The following is a 19,104-nucleotide window of genomic DNA, read 5'->3' as shown; positions in this document are numbered from 1 at the left end:
ACGACGACAACCAGGAATCGCTGTTTTCCGCCATTTGAAAATGAGGTGCATAATGAATCAGTCTTCGCGCTCAACCGGAAGAACGACCTCTTTGCAGGCTCCGATGGCGGTGCCGAACACTGGGCAGCCGTTGCGTCGCTGATCGAAACCTCCAAACTCAATGGTGTCGAGCCGCTCGGCTATCTCGCCGATGTCCTCACCAGCATTGTCAACGGCCATCCCAATAGCCAGATCGACGACCTGCTGCCCTGGGCCTACATCCAAGCTTCCGAGCTTAAGGCCGTGGCCTGAGAACAGCGCTTACCCTGTTCCGGAGTCCACCGCATGAAGGCTTTGGAAGGCATCTGGCCGGTTCTGTCGCACTTGTGTTCCGTCATCCGGTACTCGGTGGCGTGAAGCACCTCGCTAGCTCTGCTTCAACGTAAGCGCCGTTAGACACGGGCCTGAGCGCGCGATCTATCGGCTAACTTGCCGTGGGTATCATACCATCCGGCCCGAAATCCGAGACGTTTCAGTGCAGCCCTTAACCAACGGTTCTTGATGAGCGAGCTGCTTCCTGTGAGATAGTGGTTCAGTAAAGGACGCCTGTAAGCGTCTACCGCTTCTTGTTGGGTTAACCATCGCCCCGGCAAATCCTCGCCAAAGAGGCCGCTCGATTCAGGAACAGGGATGCCGCCTGCTATACCCTCCCGCGGAGGGTTAGGTTCCTTCTGAAGGTGAACCTTGTGCTGGGCAACTACTTTGAAACGATCATACCCGACAGCGACAAACGCCTCTAGTTCGGCTCTTATATCTTGAAGATCGCGCCTAGCAGATTCGATCGAGACAAACCGCGGTCTCTCGTCAATGCTGGCTAAACCCGCAAGCGCGGTAAGGTCAAGGCCCTCAATGTCTATTTTCATATAGTAGGGGACGCCAAATTCCCTCAGCAATTCGGTGCTCGTCGTAGCCTCTACCTCAAGCTCTACTGTTGGCGCACCCTTTCTGGCGGACAGGGCGCTGTTTCGCGCACTGACAGTGCTCCACAGCGTATTCTTCGACCTGTAGAATTTTGCAGTACCGCAGGCCTCAGCTACGGCCTTGTTGACGAGAGTAAGCCTCTTTTCAGAAATAGCATTAGCGAAACGAAGTTTTGCGGCCTTTATTAGCTCCGTGTCGGCTTCAACCGCGACGACGCGAAAACCCTTCCGCAGATAAAAGTCAGTGTCGCTACCGTCATGCATGCCCAAATCGAAAATAAGGTCCTTCTGCATGGCGCGTGCCTACTGAGCGTTTTGCAGCAATTACCTTTTTCCCAACCGATCCTGGAGTCAAGGTTTAGATCTGCGTCGCCTGATCGCGAGAGTCCTGGTTTTTGGAGGGATTAGCTCGGCCGTGGACAGGCAAGCGCCGCATCTAGTGCATATGAGTCGAGTGGAAACGGTGCAGAGGTGGTCCGGACACAGCGCTTACCGTGCAACTGCGCGCCGCCTCTATACAATACTTAATTACTTAGTTCGCGACCGCCGCTCCTGGTGGGACCTCCAGCGTAATTGTGATGGTGTCACCCGGAGCAAGCAGAGTATCTTCAGTCGCCTCGGTCGTCGCTGCCTGTCCGTCAGTGGAGCGGGTTACACCGATCGTAATTCGGTCCCCTTCGCCTACAAGGTCGCTGCGCATCTGCATCACGTAGGCGATTTGTTTGGTCAGGGAATCGATCTCAGCGCGCATTTGCGTCATCGCCGCGCGTTCAGTCTGCAAATTAGCCAACAGGTCAATTCGACCCTGGTCGATAAACTTATCAAGACTGCGCTGCAAATCCCCTTGGTCGCGTTCAAGTCGAGCGATCTCAGCATTGGTTTGCAAAGCGCGGGTCGCTGACAAGAGCACTGCGCGTTGAGCAGAGTTGACGCTAGTGATCTGGACCAGACCTTTTTCGAAGAGCTTCTTGAGGCGATCAAGTTCCGCCGCATCTGCGGCTGCGCCCGCTTGATCCGCGTTCTGCTGCTCCTTCAGATAGCCCATTCGCTCCGCCGCCTTGGTTACGGCCAACTTAATTGAGGCGCGCTCCTTCTCCTGATCCGCATAGACAGCTTCAAGATGCTTCCCCTCCTGCTGCAAAGCTTCGTGGCGACGAGGTTCGAGGCTCGGGTCACGTTCTGCGTCCGGAACCTCAATCGCTCTGGCGCCGCTCAGCTGCGCCTCTATGCGAGCAGCTTTGATTTCGCTTTCCTGGTATTTGATGCGCAGAATGTGGAGGCGGCCGCCAAGGTCCGCTGCTGTCATTTCAGGGTTTTGAAGCTCACCGCGACCGAGCTGGTAGCCGCCGCCAGCCGCCACAACTTGTCGGACAGTCATTCCTGGTCTGAAGGGCTGAATCCCAGGAGAGGCAATGTCCCCGTCAATATAGACGGGTCGGTATTCCTCAATATCAACTACAATCTGATCCGGGTAAAAACCAGTCCAAGTCTCAGTGCCGTCGGCGGATCGTTGCGGAAGGGATTTTGGTTTTAAAACCTCAATTACCTCCTTGCGAACATCCTCTATTGTCTTCCCGAGAACGTTTAGCGGGCCCAGGGCCGGCAAAACAATTACACCGCTTTGGTCGATCACAGCTCGCTTTTGCATCTCGGGATAGCCTAGGACGGCGAAGCCGATCACGTCGCCAGTCTGCAGACGGTACTCGCCGGCATCGTGCTCCTCTGCTAGGGCAAGGCCATTCGACAGATTCGCGTTTGCGAACAACAGAAACATGCATGCGAGCGCAGCGCAGCTGCCTGCCCGTATCCAGCGCACCGATCTATTCAACATTCGCGATCACCCCGCAATGCTCGAGCATGACATCGACGCAGACCTTTCTCACAACGCCATTCTTTTGAGGCGAATTTACGCTCTGAACAATGGCATGGCCAGTCCGTGTGGCAAACCTCTCTTGGCCGCCGAACGGGAGTTGGTCGCGCCTGGAAGCAAGCGTACTGGCACAGGTTGGGCTTATTTATTCGCATCTTCTAATATATATCGGTCGCTCTGACCCGTTCCGATATGCTATGATGGTTAACGCTGAGGCCTGGATAGCCAAGGAGCGCGTCACGTCAGCGGCTGCGAGTGGGACGGCGATGTCATTTTTGCTTTTTTTGCGAGGCCTCATCATACTACTGTTGGCATTCGCCATCAGTATATATTTGCTTACCGGCACCCTCTGGGGCACGTTTGTCCAAACGTTAATTTGTGGGACCTTGATACAAATTGGGTACTTTGTTGCTGTCATGCTGCTAGTGTGGCGCTCGGTCTCCAAACAATCGGTGACTCCGAAGTCACACATCACGCGATGAGTCCGAAAGGGAGCAACTGCCGAGCCACTTAGTGAGGCGGGCCACTCTCCGCCTTTATAGGCTCTCGCTGCTAGAGCAGGACGATCAGCAGGATGACACCCCACACCACGAAACAAAATGTCACTGCAACCTGTCTCATTCGGGCAGCGGAGAGGCTTTCCGCGAGGCGCCAGATGCGCGCAGGACCCTTGAGGTGATTGTTATCGCGCGTCTGTGATCGACGAGGCATTCCTGTTTTCCTGCAGGACAGGCTCAACCGCAGCCCGGAATCTCTTGCTCAGATGTTTGCCATTTGGCAATACGACTCAATTTCTTCCTTGGAGCTTACGACATGCAGCGGAATTGCGGCAGTCGGAGCATGGGCCGCGTGAGGTTTCGTTTGTTGCATCGAGTTAGGAGTTGCGCCTTTGGCGAATAGCGGACCGCCCCGAGCGGTGTGCCCTGTGCTCCGCGGGCGTCGATACTGAATCTGCAGACATTTAGCCAGATGATGTGGTATGGTGTTTGTCACTAATGCGCTGCCAGTCTCATGCCACGGGTTTGAAGGCTTATGCTCCGCGAAGTTGAAAAGCACCCGGATTCTGCCTTCACATTCGGCGATCCTCAGTGGGGAACGATTGATCTCGAAACACTCGTGGCGGCAGCGCGACGGCAGTTGAGGTTCGTCCTTACATGCGCGCTCGCAGGACTTGTGCTGGGGCTGGCGTATCTCTGGGCCGAGGTGCCCTTGTACGAGTCGACGGCCAGAATCCTGATCGACAAGAACCAGCCATCCGTCGTGACGAAGTTAACAGAGAGCGGAAGCTCCACACAGCTTGACCCGATGATGCTGAGTCAGGTCGAATTGTTGCTTTCCGACCGCATCGGGCTAAAGGTCGTTGACAGCCTCGGTCTTGCTACCGATCGCGCTTTCTTGTCAGCGCCATATTCATTGCTCAACAGTCTCAAAGGATCGGTCGCTCGGTGGCCCTTCATCGGCAGTTCCGAAGCAAGCGGAGCGCCGGTGAAATCGAGTGCCGCGCGAGGATCCGATCCTCGATGGCAGGCATTTGGCATTCTGGCTGAGAATATAACGGTAGCTCGTGTAGGGGAATCTTACATTCTGGAAGTCCAATTTCGGTCGCCTAGCGCCGAAATGGCGCAAAAAATAGCCAGTAAGTATGCAGAAATCTATATTTCTGACCAAGTCGGAGCCAAAGACGAGTCGATTATCCGAGCTCGCGGCGCACTGGCGGAAGAGCTCGAGACGGTGCGGAAGCGATCGGTTGATGCCGAGCTCGCAATCCACAGGTTCCGAACAGACAATACGCTGACCAAGGAAACGCTGGTTACCTTGCGCCAGCTCGAACTTGAGGCGGCCTCTCTCAAGTCGCAATATGAAGAGGTCCTGCAGCAGTACCAAGCGAGCCTGCAGAACCTTTCGGTGGCGTTGACGGAGGCGCGGACCATCTCGGAGGCACCAACCCCCAGCAGCCCGAGTTCTCCGAACAGCAGTCTTACGTTGGCGTTCTGCGTCGTGCTCGCCGGCATGGTTGGCGCCGGTGTGGGCGGAATTCGGGAGTACCGGGAGCGCTTTTTCCGCACGACGGCTCAAGTGCGCGATGAGCTCGGACTTCAGACGCTCGGAATGATCCCTTTGCTGGACGGGAAGCCAATTCGCCGAAACAAGCACGATCGTGCTGCCGGAGAGCCGTCATTCATCGAGGTGGGGAATAGCGCTTTCAACTGGGTAGAGCAACATCCGCGCTCGGAATTCGCCGAAGCGATGCGCACTGTGAAAGTCGCTGTTGACGTCGAGTTACCAAGGAAGAGCACCAAGGTGCTTGGCATCGTTTCTTGCCTCCCGGGAGAAGGGAAGTCTCTGGTCGCTGCAAATTTAGCGATGGTTCTTGCTATGCAGCGTTGTAAGACATTGTTGATCGATGCTGATATCCACAATCCTGGATTGTCCCCTATGTTAGCCAACGGCTGGGAACGAGGCCTGGCCAACATGTTGGCTGGAGAACTCAATCCGAGAGACGTGCTGGCCCATCAGTCATTGCCATTGAGGTTCCTACCCGGCGTGAACCAGAGCCAACAAAAGCTCGCAAACACCGTGCAGCCTATCGAGAAAATGGGGGACTTTCTGCTCAAGGTCGGCCCTATGTTCAATTACATTGTCGTTGATTTGCCCCCGTTGGCTCCAGTCGCGGACGTGAGGTCCTTTATCCAGCACCTCGACGGCCTTGTTCTGGTTGTTGAATGGGGTGTGACCGCTCGTAGGTTCGTGCGCGAAACCCTCGACAACAACCCGATCCTGGCGGATAAGTGCATCGGCGTTCTGCTCAACAAGGTCGATATCAAAGGAATCAAGCGGTACCAAAAGTTCGGCAGCGCCGAATTTTACAGTGAACGCTATCATCGGTATTACCAGGCCTAGCTGCGGAGCAGGCAGCCCGCCTCATATCGGCTAAAGGCGAGGCGGGCGGCATTGGGAGTTCTTGACCCATGATATCTCAGCCTCCGCACGGCATCATCCTGATGACGTACGAATATCATCCATTTCCTGGTGGCATCGGAACATACGCCGGACGGTTGGTCGACATCGTTCGTGCTGGTGGCCACGCTGCGACCGTCATAGCGCCTGCCTATCCTGACCTTCCTGCCGTTCCTCAGGAGCCGGATACCCATCGCATTCTGCGGCATCATCAAATTTCTCCATTCGGGGTGCTGCGGGCGCTTTCTATTCTGCGCAATGTTCCTAAGGACAGTTTGTTTTTGGCCGCCGACATACGCAGTGTACTTGTGACATTTGTGCTACGACCGTTCCATCGCAGAGGGTATCGAGCGATGATTCATGGCAGCGAAGTCAGCAAATTCAGGACCGATTCCATCCTTTTTCGGTTTGTACGCCGCGCCTACGAAGGAGCAGAGGTCGTTTTCGCCAACTCACATGCGACGCTGCGGATATTTTCCGAAAGTTTTGGAATGCCCCGGAAGGGTGTCGTCACGTATCTCGGCGTGGATCCCATGTGGTTTCAGCCAATCGATGGGAATTTTGAACACCCGCAACTTGCAGCTGTACCACAAGCCGCAAGCGTCATTTGCGCAGCCGGACGTATCGAGCCTCGGAAGGGCCAGTTGGAAACTGTCCGGGCTATCGCGAGCGCGCGCGATGAATACGGATTAGACAATCCGGTCTTTGTGATGGCTGGACGGGCCGAAGATCAGGCCTATGCCTCAAAGATATTGGATGAAGCGGCACGAGTTCGTGTTCCAGTGATCGCTACCGGTAGGCTGTCCGACGACGACTTAAAGCGCTTATACCGCCGTGCGGCGTGCCACACATTGTTCGCACGAGAGCTACAGGGAAAGATCGAGGGCTTCGGGCTAGTGTTGGTTGAGGCCGGTGCGCAAGGATGTCCTTCGATAGCGACGGCCGTCGGCGGCATACCCGAGGTCATGGGCTCCACTGGTGTGCTGGTGCCCCCGGAGGACGTGAACGCGATGGCCCGCGCGATAGCAACCTATGTGGCCAATGCAGACCTGCGTGAGCGCGACGGTGCTCTTGCCAAATCACGGGCACGCACCTTCGACTGGGCAACCTGTGCAGGCGCGACGTTTCCGGAGCTGAAATGGGGCTGAGCCCGACGCCAAAGTAGCTGCTAAGAGCCGTCAGCAAAGTCTTTGCGCAAGGCGCGGTAGAACAATAGCTTGGCTGCACGCCGCACCTGCGGATCCATGCCCCTCGGCAGGGCGCAAAGAAAAAAGTAAACGTACACCCGCCATGACAATGGATCGTGCCACATCGCGCGAATGAGCAAGCGCGCTCCGCGTTTCATTTCGCCTTGAGCCACGCAATCATTGCCCGCCTTTGCGTACAAACGCGCGTTGCGCCGACGCGCGAGGTGCGTAAGTTCCCGCCGTCGCATAGCCCATTCTCGCGTGAGGCCTTCGCCTACCGGCAGAAGCGCGTCGAGTCTGCGGGTTATGTTCGAGCCATGGCGCCGTTTATAGACGAGTGCTCCGGCCACATGTTGAAATGTCCAACGCTCGGCTGCGCGCAAACAAAACTCTGTATCCTCTCCAGCCTTGAATGCCTCGTTGAATACCCCGATGTCTTCGACCATCTCCCGCCGCATAACCATACTGGAAGGGATAATCGGCCCATCAAGCAGAAAATATGTCGGCAGCGTATCGCATTGGTCCGCACGATAGCGGCGCACGGCGACGTGTAGAGCATCTGACAGATCCGGAGCGGAAAAATCGACAAAATCGCCATAGACAAGACCTGCCTTGCAGCCATTGCCCAAGACGGCTAATTGACGCTCAAGCTTGTCCTCGGCCCAGAAGTCATCCCCGTCGAGAATTGCAATGAGATCGCCGGCAGCATGTCTGATGGCAAGATTCCTCGCCGATGAAAGCCCGATACCCGCCGTCGTCAGGACATGTACACGCGGCTCCCGATCGGCCAGTGACGCAATCACTTCCGACGAGCCGTCCTTCGAGCCATCATTGACAATGATGATCTCTTTGATGTGGCTCGACGAGGTCTGATTAATCACACTTTCCACTGCCTGCACGATGAAGCGTTCTTCATTGTGGCATGTCATGATAACCGAAATACTCATCTCGTGTTTCCTGGCAATGGGTCCGCGAGAAATCGAGGACGTCTCATGCCCCTGGGATGGCTCTTCCGCATCCTCTGCAATGGTAGGCAAAACCCGTGCCGCGTCATTTCAGGCAGGAGCGAGACAAGACTCAGCGTGACGAAAGCTCGTGTGCCGGAGGCTTCTGTTCCAACGTAAAAGGCGCAGGGAACAAGGAGCACGAGGGGCAGAAGCCGTGCCTGGGCCGCTCCGATCAATCCGTGAGAAAGGGCCCAGCTTAGAGTACGGCTTAAGCGAAACCATGCAGCAATCCATATGAGAATATAGAGGCTGAGCCCTATGATGCCGTTCTCGGTGAGGATGCGTTGAAACTCGCCATGTATCCCCAGCTGCAACTCGCCAGGAAGTCCGCTGAAATCCGTATCGATAATATTCTTGAATTGGTTCGTACCTACGCCCATCAGTGGATGTTCGGAGATGAGTTGTCTGGACAGATTGAAAGCAAACGCGCGCTGGACAGTGCTCGGGGTGTCTCCAGGGGCATATTTCCCCGTCGCAGCCAGATATTCGTATTGCCCCTTGCTCAGCGGATCGAGGATGGTCTGCAACTGCTTTCCGACATATGAGTTTTCCACTGTGGTAGCCAGCACGAAAAGACCCACGAAGCCGACGGCGATCGCTGGCACCATCGCAGCGAGCCGTCCGCGCATCAGAAGCGCGGCGGTCAGAAAGAGATAGATCAAAAACGCCTTGCGTTCCCCAGATAGCACGAGCAGGGGAAGTATCCCTACCCATGCAAACCAAAGGGTGCGCCGCTTGCCCCGTTTGGCGAAGAGGAGGAGCCCCGCGAGCGCAATTGGAAGGAAGGTGAATACGAGCCTTGGGTCGGCCAACTGCTTCCAGCCGACCGAGTAGCCATGGGCGACATGCCAGGTGATCGTATAGGCGAGAATCAGCACCATGCCGAAAAGCAAGATGTTGACGGCCTTCTGCGTCTCGAGCCATCTAGCCTCCTGTGCGATGGCGAACGCAAAGGCGCCCACAATGGACATCTGCAACAGCTCGCGCAGGCCGTTCTCTACGTCCACGCTGAAGGCCGAGACCATGTGCCAGCCCAGGAAGGGCAGGAGCAGTAGAAAGCCGGCTGAAAAAGCCAAATTTCGCCAACGACCCGTCGCCATGCCAATCACGAGCATCAGCAATGCGATCAGCTCGAACGGACGCAGCAATACAAGACCCGTCTCGAGCCTGATTGGCAGGAAGAGGCTCAGTATCGCGAATGTGAGGAGATAACGCATCACAGCCCCCTCGCGGCGCGATATTCTTTTAGCATGTTCTCTTTCCCGGAGACAGAACTTGTTTGATGTATCAATGCCAGCGGGCGAAGAAAGACTTCGCCATGCTCCAGCCGACGACCCCATCGTTCCGGCCGCTGTGGCAATCGCATATCGAAGAGGTTTCCGCCTGTTGGGAAAGCTCACCGTCCTCGGCTGCGCGGAGGCTTACTGGTGGCAGAGCCCACCAGGCAGTCTGACGGAGAGTGATGACGCATCCTGACGGCGCGCAGTCGATGACCTAGCCGACGGTCTCGCTCTCCGGGGTCCAGGCTTCTGGCTGGTCGAGCACAGAGACCGCGCGAACATGGCAGCGAATCTTATGCCCGACATCCCGCGAACTGAGCTCATAGCTTGTGCCGGTTTCGCCCACGATCGGAACGCCGTCACGATACCATAGACACTCTATTTGCGACGCAATAACGTTCGGTACGACGGTCAGCGCCTGGCCCGGTGAAGCCTGGCCCGAGAAGGCCGGCAATGCGCGGAAGCCCGTCGGGACCCTAGCCAGATCCGTTTCCGTCTGCCGGACCCTTATATAGTCAATCACCATGTCATACGTCTGCGACGGGTCCGGTTGAGCGCGCCCCTTTTTTTCATCGTAAGCGAAATCCACCATGATGTATTTTTTCGCTTCGAGTTCCGGTGTCGTCGGAACGCGCGCCACTTCATAGCCGTCGATCACGAAATAAGTATAATCATCTTCGATCTGCGCGTACCAAGTATGAAATTCGCCATCGTATACGTCGATCGTGCTGGGAAAACCACTTGATGGATCGACTTGATAGCCGGCGATTTTCCGACGCACGTCACGTGGCGTAATATGTGGATCTGCATAGCCGAGTCTGGGTTTGTGCACGTGCTGGCTGATGTTGATATAGGCCCCATTGAGACCGTCATACTCCCAAAAGTCCGTCTCAAGACGATTGCGCGTCCGCCAGAATAGATGCTCCGTCCCATACGCCCAGAAAGCAGGAAAAAATCCAGGGCGGGGCGCTGCGATCTTCGGCAGTCTGGCGCGGATCTCAAAGATCCCCTTTCCCCAACACCGCCCCTGGCCATTGTTGTTCACGGAAGAGAAGGCACCTGTTCTCCAATGGCGGCCCTTTTGCAAGAGCCGGAGCGCCAGCGTGTGGCTGGTGGCGTCGTGCACATATGAGGAGGGCGTCGCCGAGATCCGCTGGGTAATGGCGTCAACACCGACGGTCGTCAGATGGGTCGGCGCATACCAGATGCTGCCTTGCGCGCCTGTGGAATCATCGACTACCGTGTTGGAGTCGAAGTCGTCAAAAAAAACCGTTGTGTAACCGTGGATCGGGGGCGCCGCCTCACCACGATGAGCATATCGCTCATCGCCGATCGCCGCCCAGGACGCCCACGAGGCTGAATCGAACTCATAACGTTCCGGTTTGTCGTTCGCATCCACAGTTGAAGGAGGGCTCTGGCGATAGGGATGATCGCCGGGCAGGGCGGATTGCCGGCCGACGCGCCACATGCCCCATCCCATCAGCATATCGATCTGGGAGTCATTTAGTTCGCTTTGTCCGATGATGACGCAATCGATCGCGACATCGGCCCTCATCGGATTGTTCACATCGCCCATGAAGCTCTGCGATTTCATCCGGTTGGGCGCCAATGCATAAATCATCTGGCCGGCCGTCTTGACCCCATTCACCACGGCTTGCATCACGAATCCGCGGCGGTACCCGACCATGACATTCCAGTCGCCAAAATCCGTCGAGCATAGCCCGTCCTCGCTCTTGAGCTTTCCGTCATCGAGCCGCGAAACGAATGTGCCGGCCGAGGGCTTGAAACAGATCTGGGGTTGGCGATGCACCCGGCCACCCTCCGCGCCATTGACGCAAAGAACGGAAACGTTATTCGCGTCGGCGTTGACTGCCGAATTGCACCGGGCGATCACCAACCACCAGCGGTGAAGATAAGGGGCATCGTTATCGGCGGGCCAAGTCAATGCCTGTTTCGTGCCCTTCTTGAAGAGAACGCCGCCGTTATTCGAAAGCTTTGTCGGCCGCAGGGAGGGCTCGGCTTGCATCGCAGCCACCGGCTTCACGCCACCGGATTGCCACGAGGAGACTTCGCCTTCGGCCAGATCCTCCTGAAACCAGGATTTCACAATCATTTCCGGGAACAGACCAGGATGCCAGGAGTGAGCTTTCGGCTGCGAGCCTTGCGCCGGACCGGCGGCGAGGGCATCCCGTCCTGGGCGACCGGAGGCCGCCAGCACAAGGGCGGCGCATGCGGCCCGCGCCAGGTCCCGGCGAGAAAGGCGGTTGGTCATTGTCGTGTGCCAATAATTGCTGGTTTCGGGATGAGACTCCGGATGGACACCCGTTACTTACTATCGCGCTTCTCCTCACAAGCTCCGCAGCATATCATAGGTTTCAGTTTAGCCTTTCAACGACAGCCAGGGAAGTGGGTCGCGCCTGATGCGATAACGGAGAAAGCAGATGCAGACCGCTGACAGGATCGGTGCTTCGCCTCCCACCACGCCGGGCAAAGCTCTTCCGCCCAATGCGCTTCTATTGAATTGCTTTGGCCGAGGTGGGTCAAACATTGTCTGGAATATCATCGGGAGCTCGCCGGATGTGTTGATGCCATACCGCGAATGGCATGAGGGGGTATTCGGACGTTTCTACAAGCTGCGCAAGGCTGCGTGCCATGTTGGCGGCGCCGTAAACTGGGCGTCTGTTCCCTTCCTCTGGCGGCACATGCGCGCAGCGACTGCCGAGACGGTCCGCCACGGGGAGCGCAACGAAAAGTCCCAAGCGCGCTACGTCGTTTTGAAGGTGATGGATTACTACATCGCATTCGACGACGCGATTGCGCGCGGCTTTATGGAAGCGCGGAACCTTGTGCTTACGCGGCATCCATTGCCGATGTGCGAAGGGCTGACACGCAGCGGTCTCAGTGAGGCGCGGGCGATCAAATGGTACAATGATGTGACTAGCCTGATGTTCAAAGCCTCGAGGAAGCATGACGCGCTATTGCTTCGATTCGAGGACTTGATCCAATCACCGGATACCTTTGTAAAAAGCCTTTACGACGCGCTCGGCATAGCAGCAGCGGAGGACGGAAGGATCCGGTTTAAGGTCAAATCTTTTGGGACGGAGCGGACGACGAACACAAACGCCACAACTGGCGAAAAGCTGCGGATAAGGTTGGACGAAGCATCCGATCACATTGCACCAGACGTCAACACCCGAGCGGTTGCCCGCCTCGATCGTTCAGCGCGACAGCGGATTTGGACAGGCACCCGCGCAACTGCGGAATTGTTCGACTATGGAGCTGACAGTTTCTGAGTTTGTGCGGTTCGATGACGGGCAAAGATATGTCGAGCGGTTCGTGTCCGCAATCGAGGGCGCATGATGCGATCACACTCTGCTCACGACTTTGAAGCCGTGGTTCACGGTTGGCGCTCGGCCTCAACCGGGCTGTGCAGCTCCAGCATCGTTGGCATGCCCACTGCAGCCGCAACCCTGGCAACGGAGATCGACCGTGTGATCACGGCATCGGGCGCCGTCAGCTATGCGAGCAACGACACGGCACCGCCAAAGACAAGCTTTTGGGCTGGATATGATCAAATAGTATGCACCACAAACCAAAACACCGCTCTGGATTGTAGGCCTTCCTGATTTCGCTCCACCTGCTCCTGCAGGGTCGATCGAGGGGAATTGCGAGAACGGTTCTGCAGCCGATTGCTTGAAACGCGCTGCATGCCTTCACGACCTGCACGGTGTTTGCGACCTGGCCCGGTGGGGGTATGCAAATCCAATCATTTCGTTTTCTTGGATGTTAGGGTTTGCAGGACTTCCGCCCCATATTTCCCGAAGAGGAGCGACGCTCTCAGATAGACAGTGACAACGGACAATGCACCTATAACGAGAAGCCCGGTCGCGAGCACAAGATAGTCGGGCGATCCGGCAAGCAGCATTTTGACCGCCGAGCCGGTGGCGAACACCGCAGCGGCGAATGCGACGGGCGGCACATGGACGAGCGCGAAATCCAGAGCTGATAATCCTGTCATCCGACAACTGATTGCCGCATAAATCATGAAACTTGTCGCAATGGCGCCGGACACTGCAAAGGCCACCGCGTTCACGCCGTAGGGCGCCGAGAAGAATGCGAATGAAGCGACAAGGGCCATGTAAATGATTTGCATGGACGCCATTCGGTAACTGCGGCCTGTCGCAAGCGTCACGGCTCCGCACACTCTGTAACCCATGCGGAAATAAATTACTGCAGAGAATACGATAATAGGAACGACGGCATCCATCCATTTTTGGCCGAGCACTGTCAGGACAAGCTCTTTCGCAAAGCAGCATAGAAACGCGCTAGTCGGTAGGGCAAGCGCCGCCGTCAAAGCATAACCCTTAAGCTGAGCCGTGCGGAGTCTCGCCTTATCGTGATGAACCTTCGACAGGAGCGGGAAAACCACACTCTTGTTCAGATTGCCGAACAGATTTGCCGGCATCGCGATCAGATAATACGCTCGCGAGTAAATGCCCAGCTCTGCAGTACCGATCAAGCGCGCGACAATAACATTGTCGATATATTTGGCGGTGAAAGCCGATATACCAACAAGCGAATAGCCCAGGCTCTGTCTGCGGATATCGCGGTAGGACTGCATATCGAAACTGGGCCTCACGAGATAGTGCCTGGCGATGAAGAAATAGATGCTGGCCAGGATCAATGCCTCGGCCATATACGCGACCACCAAGGCCCAATAGCTGAGTCCTAAATAGGCAAGCGGAATGGCTAGGCCGAGATGGGAAGCAATCCAAGCGATCAGACTCGCTATGGAGGATATTTTGAATTTCAGGTGCCGCGACAAAATGGCCTGGGCGATCAGATTGAATGCGTTCGCGACCATCATCACCGCAAGGACGCGCGAAACGAGGACCAATTCCGGCACATGGAGAAAATCGGCGATCTGTGGTGCAAACACCCATTGAAGCAAGCCGAGAATGGTGGCGATTAGCATGGACAAGGAGATGACGGTTCCGATATGCCGCTCTTCGATGTCCCGTCGCTGGATCACCACCTGCGACATGCCAAGATTGGCGATCGAACTTCCTAGGGCACCGACGATCATGGCAGCGCCGACAACACCATATTCTTGAGGCGAAAGCAGGCGTGCGAGCACGGCGGTACAGGCCACATTCAAAACAGTCCGGACCAGCAATGTGCCGCCGGACCAAGAAAGGCCGCGAGCCGCCCTGCTAGTCAGATTTCTGCTTTCGCTCATCAAAAGCCACTGCCATCCCGGGCTTTACAACTCACTAGTAAGTCCTACTGAAGCTCCTTCGTCCGTGGCATGAAAATCTGGCTTATGCTGGGACAGAAGAGCATGAAGGAACGTCGTACCCGAGCAGATAGCCGCAACTCCAAAGAAAGCGGGCGGACGCTTTGGATAGGCATCTTGCAAGAACGCCAGAGCCCCTTCAATCCTCTTACCCCATAATCATGCCTTTCCGAACGAGCAATACGCTCTTTCCCCACCCTGCCAGCTGCCTTCCCAACGCGGAGTTCATCTTCCATCCGCCAGCTCAAGCACTGTCGGACGCGCAGCGGTGACGCTGACGACCGAAACCGACCGTATGATGACCGCATCGCAGCCGACGGATTGAAACGCGCTGCACGTATTGACGACCTGAACGGCGTTTGCCGCTTGGCCCGGAATATGCGCGGGATGGGCACAGACAAGTCTTGCGGTACTCATTCCTTAGCGCCAGTTCAAACACAGAGGCAGCGGCCGTCACAGAAATCGGTTTATTGCCTCAAACAGCAATCTGCGTATGCGGCTGCCGTGCGCAAAGTCGAATATCGGTGAGAGAACCGGCAATCGCTTCCGCGTCAAGGAGGTCCACCGCCTCAGAAGTCGCTCCAGACGGAAGCCCATCTGACCTTGAACAACGTTGTAGTGGAATTCGATCTCCTGTCTCTTGTCGAGCGAAAGTCCCGGATAGGGCTGCCACATGGCTTTGGCCGCATCGAGATCGAGTTGCGGAAAGGTCGGCAGAGAGAACTCCGCCTGTAGCCGCTTCATACTTGGTTCCAGCCTCGATAAGAGGCCGGCTCTTTCATCGGGTGAGAGGTATTCCTGATTTTTATTGGGGCCTGTCACTCTCTGATCAACCAAGGCATAAATCTTGCGTTCCAGCTGCCGTTCAGAAAAAAGAATGTGCTCGTTCCTGAGGCGCTTATACTCCAAGACATCGCGGCTCAGGCGTTCATTGGCCCGAAGATAGCGCCGGGTAAATGCGGAGATATCCTCGATCCCAACGACATTGTTCATGAAATCATCGATCACATTCGGCAGGGCCGACTCGTACACCCGTACGGAACACGCGCTGCTCCCAAAGACTTCGCGCCAAATGGACAGGCAGCGATGATAATCCAGCATATCCTCGATCATGTTTAGAAAATCGATGACATCTCCCGTGAACAGAACGCCGCTCTTGACGTTCTGATTATACACCGACTCAAGCCAATGATCCGGCCTCCTCACGTAACACAGCACACGGCATTCCACCTCCGCCGGAATGGAAGCACGCAAACGTTCGATCAAATTGCGCTCCTCTGATAGGGCATCGGCGCTGGAGTTCCTGGCCATGAAACGCGCCCGGCTTCTGATCGAATAGAGAATTTCGGAACTTGCGATGATCGTGTGCGCCCCGTCTCGTTTGGCCCCTCTCAGATGATGCAGGAAAAAAGGCCGGAATTTATCCAGTCCGGTTAATAACTGCGTATTGGGAACGCTGTTGAAATTGCACTCGTGTGGAGGCGTGGCATAGTGAATGCCGTGCTCGCGGAGCTTCTTTGCATTCGCGCACAGGAATTGCTGTAGCGCTGTGGTGCCCGTCTTACCAGTGCCGATATGAAGGATGAGCTTCATGTCCGATTCACACTCCGGACGCGGAGCGAAGAGGTCCCTTCCTTGAGAAGAGCCGCGTAGAGCTTCATTTGCTCTTGGGCAGCCCTCTCCATGCTGAAGCGCATTGCGATGGTGTTCACTGCTTGCTCTCCCATGTCATCGCGCTTGGCCTCCGATAGGCCGAGTGCGCGACGAAGGAATCCGCAATACTCCACATGCGAGCGAGCCACAAAGCCGCTGCACTCATGCTCCACAATGTCGGACGCACCGCTGACATCGGTGACGATCGGCACCACGCCGCAGCTCATGGCCTCGAGCAGGGCGTTTGACATGCCTTCTGACACCGAGGTGGAAAGATAGAAATCTGCGTCCCACAGAAAGGGAAAGACATCTTCGACCGCGCCGGCGAATGTGACCCTGCCGGAAAGGCCCAACCGGGCCGCCTGTTCCTCGAGAGGGACGCGGCACTGGCCATCGCCCAGGATGGTGAGTTGCGCCTTTGCGTCGGCGGGAAGTGCCGCGAACGCATCGATCATGTGCTCGACGCATTTTTCCGGATCGAGGCGGCCAAGGCAGATAAAGCGTCGGCTGCCATCGGCGCTCGGCTCGCGGTGCGGCTTGCGGGGCAGATCGATCCCATTCGGAATCATATGAATGCGATGTGCGTCGATGCCATGTCTCTTCAAGTCACTAGCGATTTGGCGGCTATTGGCGATGAAGGCCGTGACGTGACGTTTAATCAACGCGGACGCCCAGCGACCGATGATTTTCTTTTCGCGCACAACGTCGAGATCGAAATACCGTCCGCCCCGGGCCAATTTTGCGAGAACCGGTTTGCGCAGGAGGGCTCCTGCCAATGCCGCCGGAACAGCGTGAAGTCGGGCATGGATGATATGTACGACATCGAATTCGTCGCGATGGCGCAGCATCCAGATCAAAACCTGGACACACCACGACAGGAACGACAGCATATGCCGCCCGCCCAAATACGGAGCCGCGCGCAAACGAAGGCGATGGATAGGCACCCCGTCGATGGCGGACCGTTTCGGGGTCGAGTGCGACAATCTGGGTGCCAGAATGGTTACGGAAACGCCGCTTTCAACCAGCGCCCGAGCAAATCGCCGCGCCTGTTGTTCGCCGCCGCCATATGACTCAGGAAAATAGGTTGGGAGCACGAGCAGAACACGTATGCTGGGAAGAGCTTCGGCTCGCGGGGTCTTCGTCGGATGAGCAGAGGCAACTTCTGTTACATTCATATCAATCCACCGAATTTGCCGCCAACAAATCCGGCAATCTGCCCGATCTCTGTAGGGCACTTCATCGCGGAAGAGCCAGATTTCGAACAGGAGGCCTAGTCGACGCTCCCTTGCTCGCCAGATGCTGGTTGAGAGCCTGGCGGTAAATGGAGTCGATCCGCTTGCCCATGCGATTGGCGTCCCAGTTCGAGAGGTCCGTCGCTGCGGCACCTTGGGCGAGGCAAGCCAGTTTTTCGCGATCCTCCAGGAGGGCGGCCGTGGCGTCGGCCATGGCGCTCAAGTCGTCCGGGGGTGTGATCACGCTATTGGTGCCAGGACGGAGCACTTCGCGAAGACCTGGCAGATCGCACGCGACGCAAGGCTTGCCGCCGGCGAGATATTGCATGAGCACGCGGGGCAATCCCTCCCGCATGGAACAGAGCAGGCATAGATCCGCGAGTGCGATCAGCCGCTCGGGGTCGTCGCGATAACCGGCAAAGACCACGCGGCGTTGGAGCCCCAGCCGGTTGACTTGCAATTCGGCGAACGAACGAAGCGGCCCATCGCCTGCGAGCACAAGTACCGTGTCGGGTAAGCGCGCGGCGATTTTCTTGAAAACCTCTAGAAATTCCGCGTGTCGCTTGCGTTGCTCGAATGCCGCAATCATCAAGAGCACAGGCGGGTGCGGCGCGTCCGGTGTCAAGCGCAGCAAATCGCGCCAATCGTCGGGCGGACGGGCGTTGCGGAAACGATCAAGGTCGAATCCGGAATGGACGACATAATGTTTGTCTGGATGTCCCACTCCTGCGCTTAAATATAAGTCACGGACGCCCTCGCTCACACTGATGAACGCACTGGTGACTGGTGCTGCAAGCTTTTCCAATGCGAGATAGACAAACCGCTCGGCGACGCCGACATTGACAAAAGGCACGATATGAACGCCATGAACGATCGCTGGAACGCCCGCCGCCCATGCCGCGAAACGCCCGAGAATGCCTGCCTTGCTAGTGTGCGTATGTACGATGTCGGCATGCAAGGCGCGGAACGTCCGGGTAAGCGCCAACAATGCCTTCTTGTCGGAGACAGGCGAAATGGATCGGGTCAAGCCCGGGACGCCAATGAGTTCCACCCGCGGGTCCACTTTAGCTACAATTTCCCGGTCGACGGCCTCGCCATGCAGCAGGACAACATCATGGCCTGCTTGCGCGGCCCAATTGCAGGAATGGACGGTATTCTCATCAGCACCGCCATTGATGAGACGGGTGATGACATGAGCGATACGCAGTCGTCGCCCCAAGTCAATCTTGCCTTCAGCGTCCTGTACCTTCATATCACCGCACCGATCGCGCTGAATTTATCCGTTGGGTGCGTTCCCACGCCCAGCCGCGCTTTTGGTTCATGTGTCCTGATATCGGTGCTACTGCATTGGAGTAACATGCCACGCCTCGGTGGGTGCATGCCGTATGGAGATGAACCCGAATCCTAAGTGTCCTTCTCGGGCCATGACACATGCAGTCCGTAAGGAGGGGTATTCCAACGGCTTACAGTCGATCAGATCTAACTTGTTGGATTTAAACGTCTCAGAGAACTGCCGCTGTTACCCCGGGCACAGCGGAGTGATTATTTTGTGGTATACCTTGTACCAATACTTCTGCTTCACCGCGTTTGCGCGAAATCGGATCGGAACCGAACTCGTTAAAAAAAGTAGTTGAGGCAATGCTTAAACGGACCTATGGGAGG

At 56.5% G+C, this 19,104-nt stretch carries 14 protein-coding genes; 5 read left to right on the top strand and 9 right to left on the bottom strand.

Features of this window, described 5'->3' with window-relative positions; all coding sequences use genetic code 11:
• Nucleotides 1-291, top strand: a 291-nt coding sequence (locus AC0L17_RS19320) for a transposase domain-containing protein (RefSeq protein WP_473517011.1), incomplete at its 5' end; no start/stop codon positions are given.
• A gap of 140 nt (nucleotides 292-431) precedes the next feature.
• Here AC0L17_RS19320 and AC0L17_RS19315 read toward each other — a convergent pair.
• A complete protein-coding gene (locus AC0L17_RS19315) occupies nucleotides 432-1,253 on the bottom strand; it encodes an FkbM family methyltransferase (RefSeq protein WP_473517010.1) in 822 nt (273 codons plus the stop codon).
• Between the two features lie 238 nt (nucleotides 1,254-1,491).
• Complete coding sequence (locus AC0L17_RS19310) at nucleotides 1,492-2,733, bottom strand: polysaccharide biosynthesis/export family protein (protein WP_473517009.1); 1,242 nt, start codon at nucleotides 2,731-2,733, stop codon at nucleotides 1,492-1,494.
• A 146-nt stretch (nucleotides 2,734-2,879) separates the two neighbouring features.
• Between AC0L17_RS19310 and AC0L17_RS19305 the strand changes: the two genes are divergently transcribed.
• The 3 genes from AC0L17_RS19305 to AC0L17_RS19295 all read left to right on the top strand — a co-directional run bounded on the left by AC0L17_RS19305 (nucleotide 2,880) and on the right by AC0L17_RS19295 (nucleotide 6,935).
• Nucleotides 2,880-3,311: an exopolysaccharide production repressor protein gene (locus tag AC0L17_RS19305; protein ID WP_473517008.1), complete on the top strand. Its 432-nt coding sequence runs from the start codon at nucleotides 2,880-2,882 to the stop codon at nucleotides 3,309-3,311.
• A gap of 550 nt (nucleotides 3,312-3,861) precedes the next feature.
• Nucleotides 3,862-5,730 carry a Wzz/FepE/Etk N-terminal domain-containing protein gene (locus AC0L17_RS19300; protein WP_473517007.1) on the top strand — a complete coding sequence of 623 codons (1,869 nt, stop codon included), beginning with the start codon at nucleotides 3,862-3,864 and terminating at the stop codon, nucleotides 5,728-5,730.
• Between the two features lie 101 nt (nucleotides 5,731-5,831).
• Entirely contained in the window at nucleotides 5,832-6,935 is a 1,104-nt protein-coding gene (locus AC0L17_RS19295; RefSeq protein WP_473517006.1) for a glycosyltransferase family 4 protein, read from the top strand.
• A 20-nt stretch (nucleotides 6,936-6,955) separates the two neighbouring features.
• On the opposite strand, the gene AC0L17_RS19290 is transcribed toward AC0L17_RS19295, so the two are convergent.
• From AC0L17_RS19290 to AC0L17_RS19280, 3 genes are all read right to left on the bottom strand, one after another.
• Entirely contained in the window at nucleotides 6,956-7,921 is a 966-nt protein-coding gene (locus AC0L17_RS19290; RefSeq protein WP_473517005.1) for a glycosyltransferase family 2 protein, read from the bottom strand.
• The gene (locus tag AC0L17_RS19285; RefSeq protein ID WP_473517004.1) at nucleotides 7,918-9,198 is read right to left on the bottom strand and encodes an O-antigen ligase family protein; all 1,281 of its coding nucleotides are present in this window, start codon (nucleotides 9,196-9,198) and stop codon (nucleotides 7,918-7,920) included. The genes AC0L17_RS19290 and AC0L17_RS19285 overlap by 4 nt, the downstream gene beginning before the upstream one ends.
• Nucleotides 9,199-9,475: 277 nt before the next feature.
• The gene (locus AC0L17_RS19280; RefSeq protein ID WP_473517003.1) at nucleotides 9,476-11,533 is read right to left on the bottom strand and encodes a hypothetical protein; all 2,058 of its coding nucleotides are present in this window, start codon (nucleotides 11,531-11,533) and stop codon (nucleotides 9,476-9,478) included.
• A gap of 169 nt (nucleotides 11,534-11,702) precedes the next feature.
• Between AC0L17_RS19280 and AC0L17_RS19275 the strand changes: the two genes are divergently transcribed.
• A complete protein-coding gene (locus AC0L17_RS19275; protein WP_473517002.1) occupies nucleotides 11,703-12,554 on the top strand; it encodes a sulfotransferase in 852 nt (283 codons plus the stop codon).
• Nucleotides 12,555-13,027: 473 nt separating this feature from the next.
• Here the strand turns inward: AC0L17_RS19275 and AC0L17_RS19270 are convergent, their stop codons facing one another.
• The 4 genes from AC0L17_RS19270 to AC0L17_RS19255 all read right to left on the bottom strand — a co-directional run bounded on the left by AC0L17_RS19270 (nucleotide 13,028) and on the right by AC0L17_RS19255 (nucleotide 18,694).
• Complete coding sequence (locus tag AC0L17_RS19270) at nucleotides 13,028-14,500, bottom strand: lipopolysaccharide biosynthesis protein (protein ID WP_473517001.1); 1,473 nt, start codon at nucleotides 14,498-14,500, stop codon at nucleotides 13,028-13,030.
• A gap of 510 nt (nucleotides 14,501-15,010) precedes the next feature.
• Entirely contained in the window at nucleotides 15,011-16,150 is a 1,140-nt protein-coding gene (locus tag AC0L17_RS19265; protein WP_473517000.1) for a hypothetical protein, read from the bottom strand.
• On the bottom strand, nucleotides 16,147-17,385 hold the full coding sequence (locus AC0L17_RS19260) for a glycosyltransferase (protein WP_473516999.1): 1,239 nt from the start codon (nucleotides 17,383-17,385) through the stop codon (nucleotides 16,147-16,149). Before AC0L17_RS19260 ends, AC0L17_RS19265 begins: the two co-directional genes overlap by 4 nt.
• Nucleotides 17,386-17,446: 61 nt before the next feature.
• On the bottom strand, nucleotides 17,447-18,694 hold the full coding sequence (locus AC0L17_RS19255; RefSeq protein WP_473516998.1) for a glycosyltransferase family 4 protein: 1,248 nt from the start codon (nucleotides 18,692-18,694) through the stop codon (nucleotides 17,447-17,449).
• Nucleotides 18,695-19,104: the final 410 nt, after the last annotated feature.

This window comes from Mesorhizobium sp. WSM4829 (genome assembly GCF_055811475.1).
Note: the sequence above shows the minus strand (reverse complement) of the source record. Positions and strands in the feature narration are given on the sequence as shown.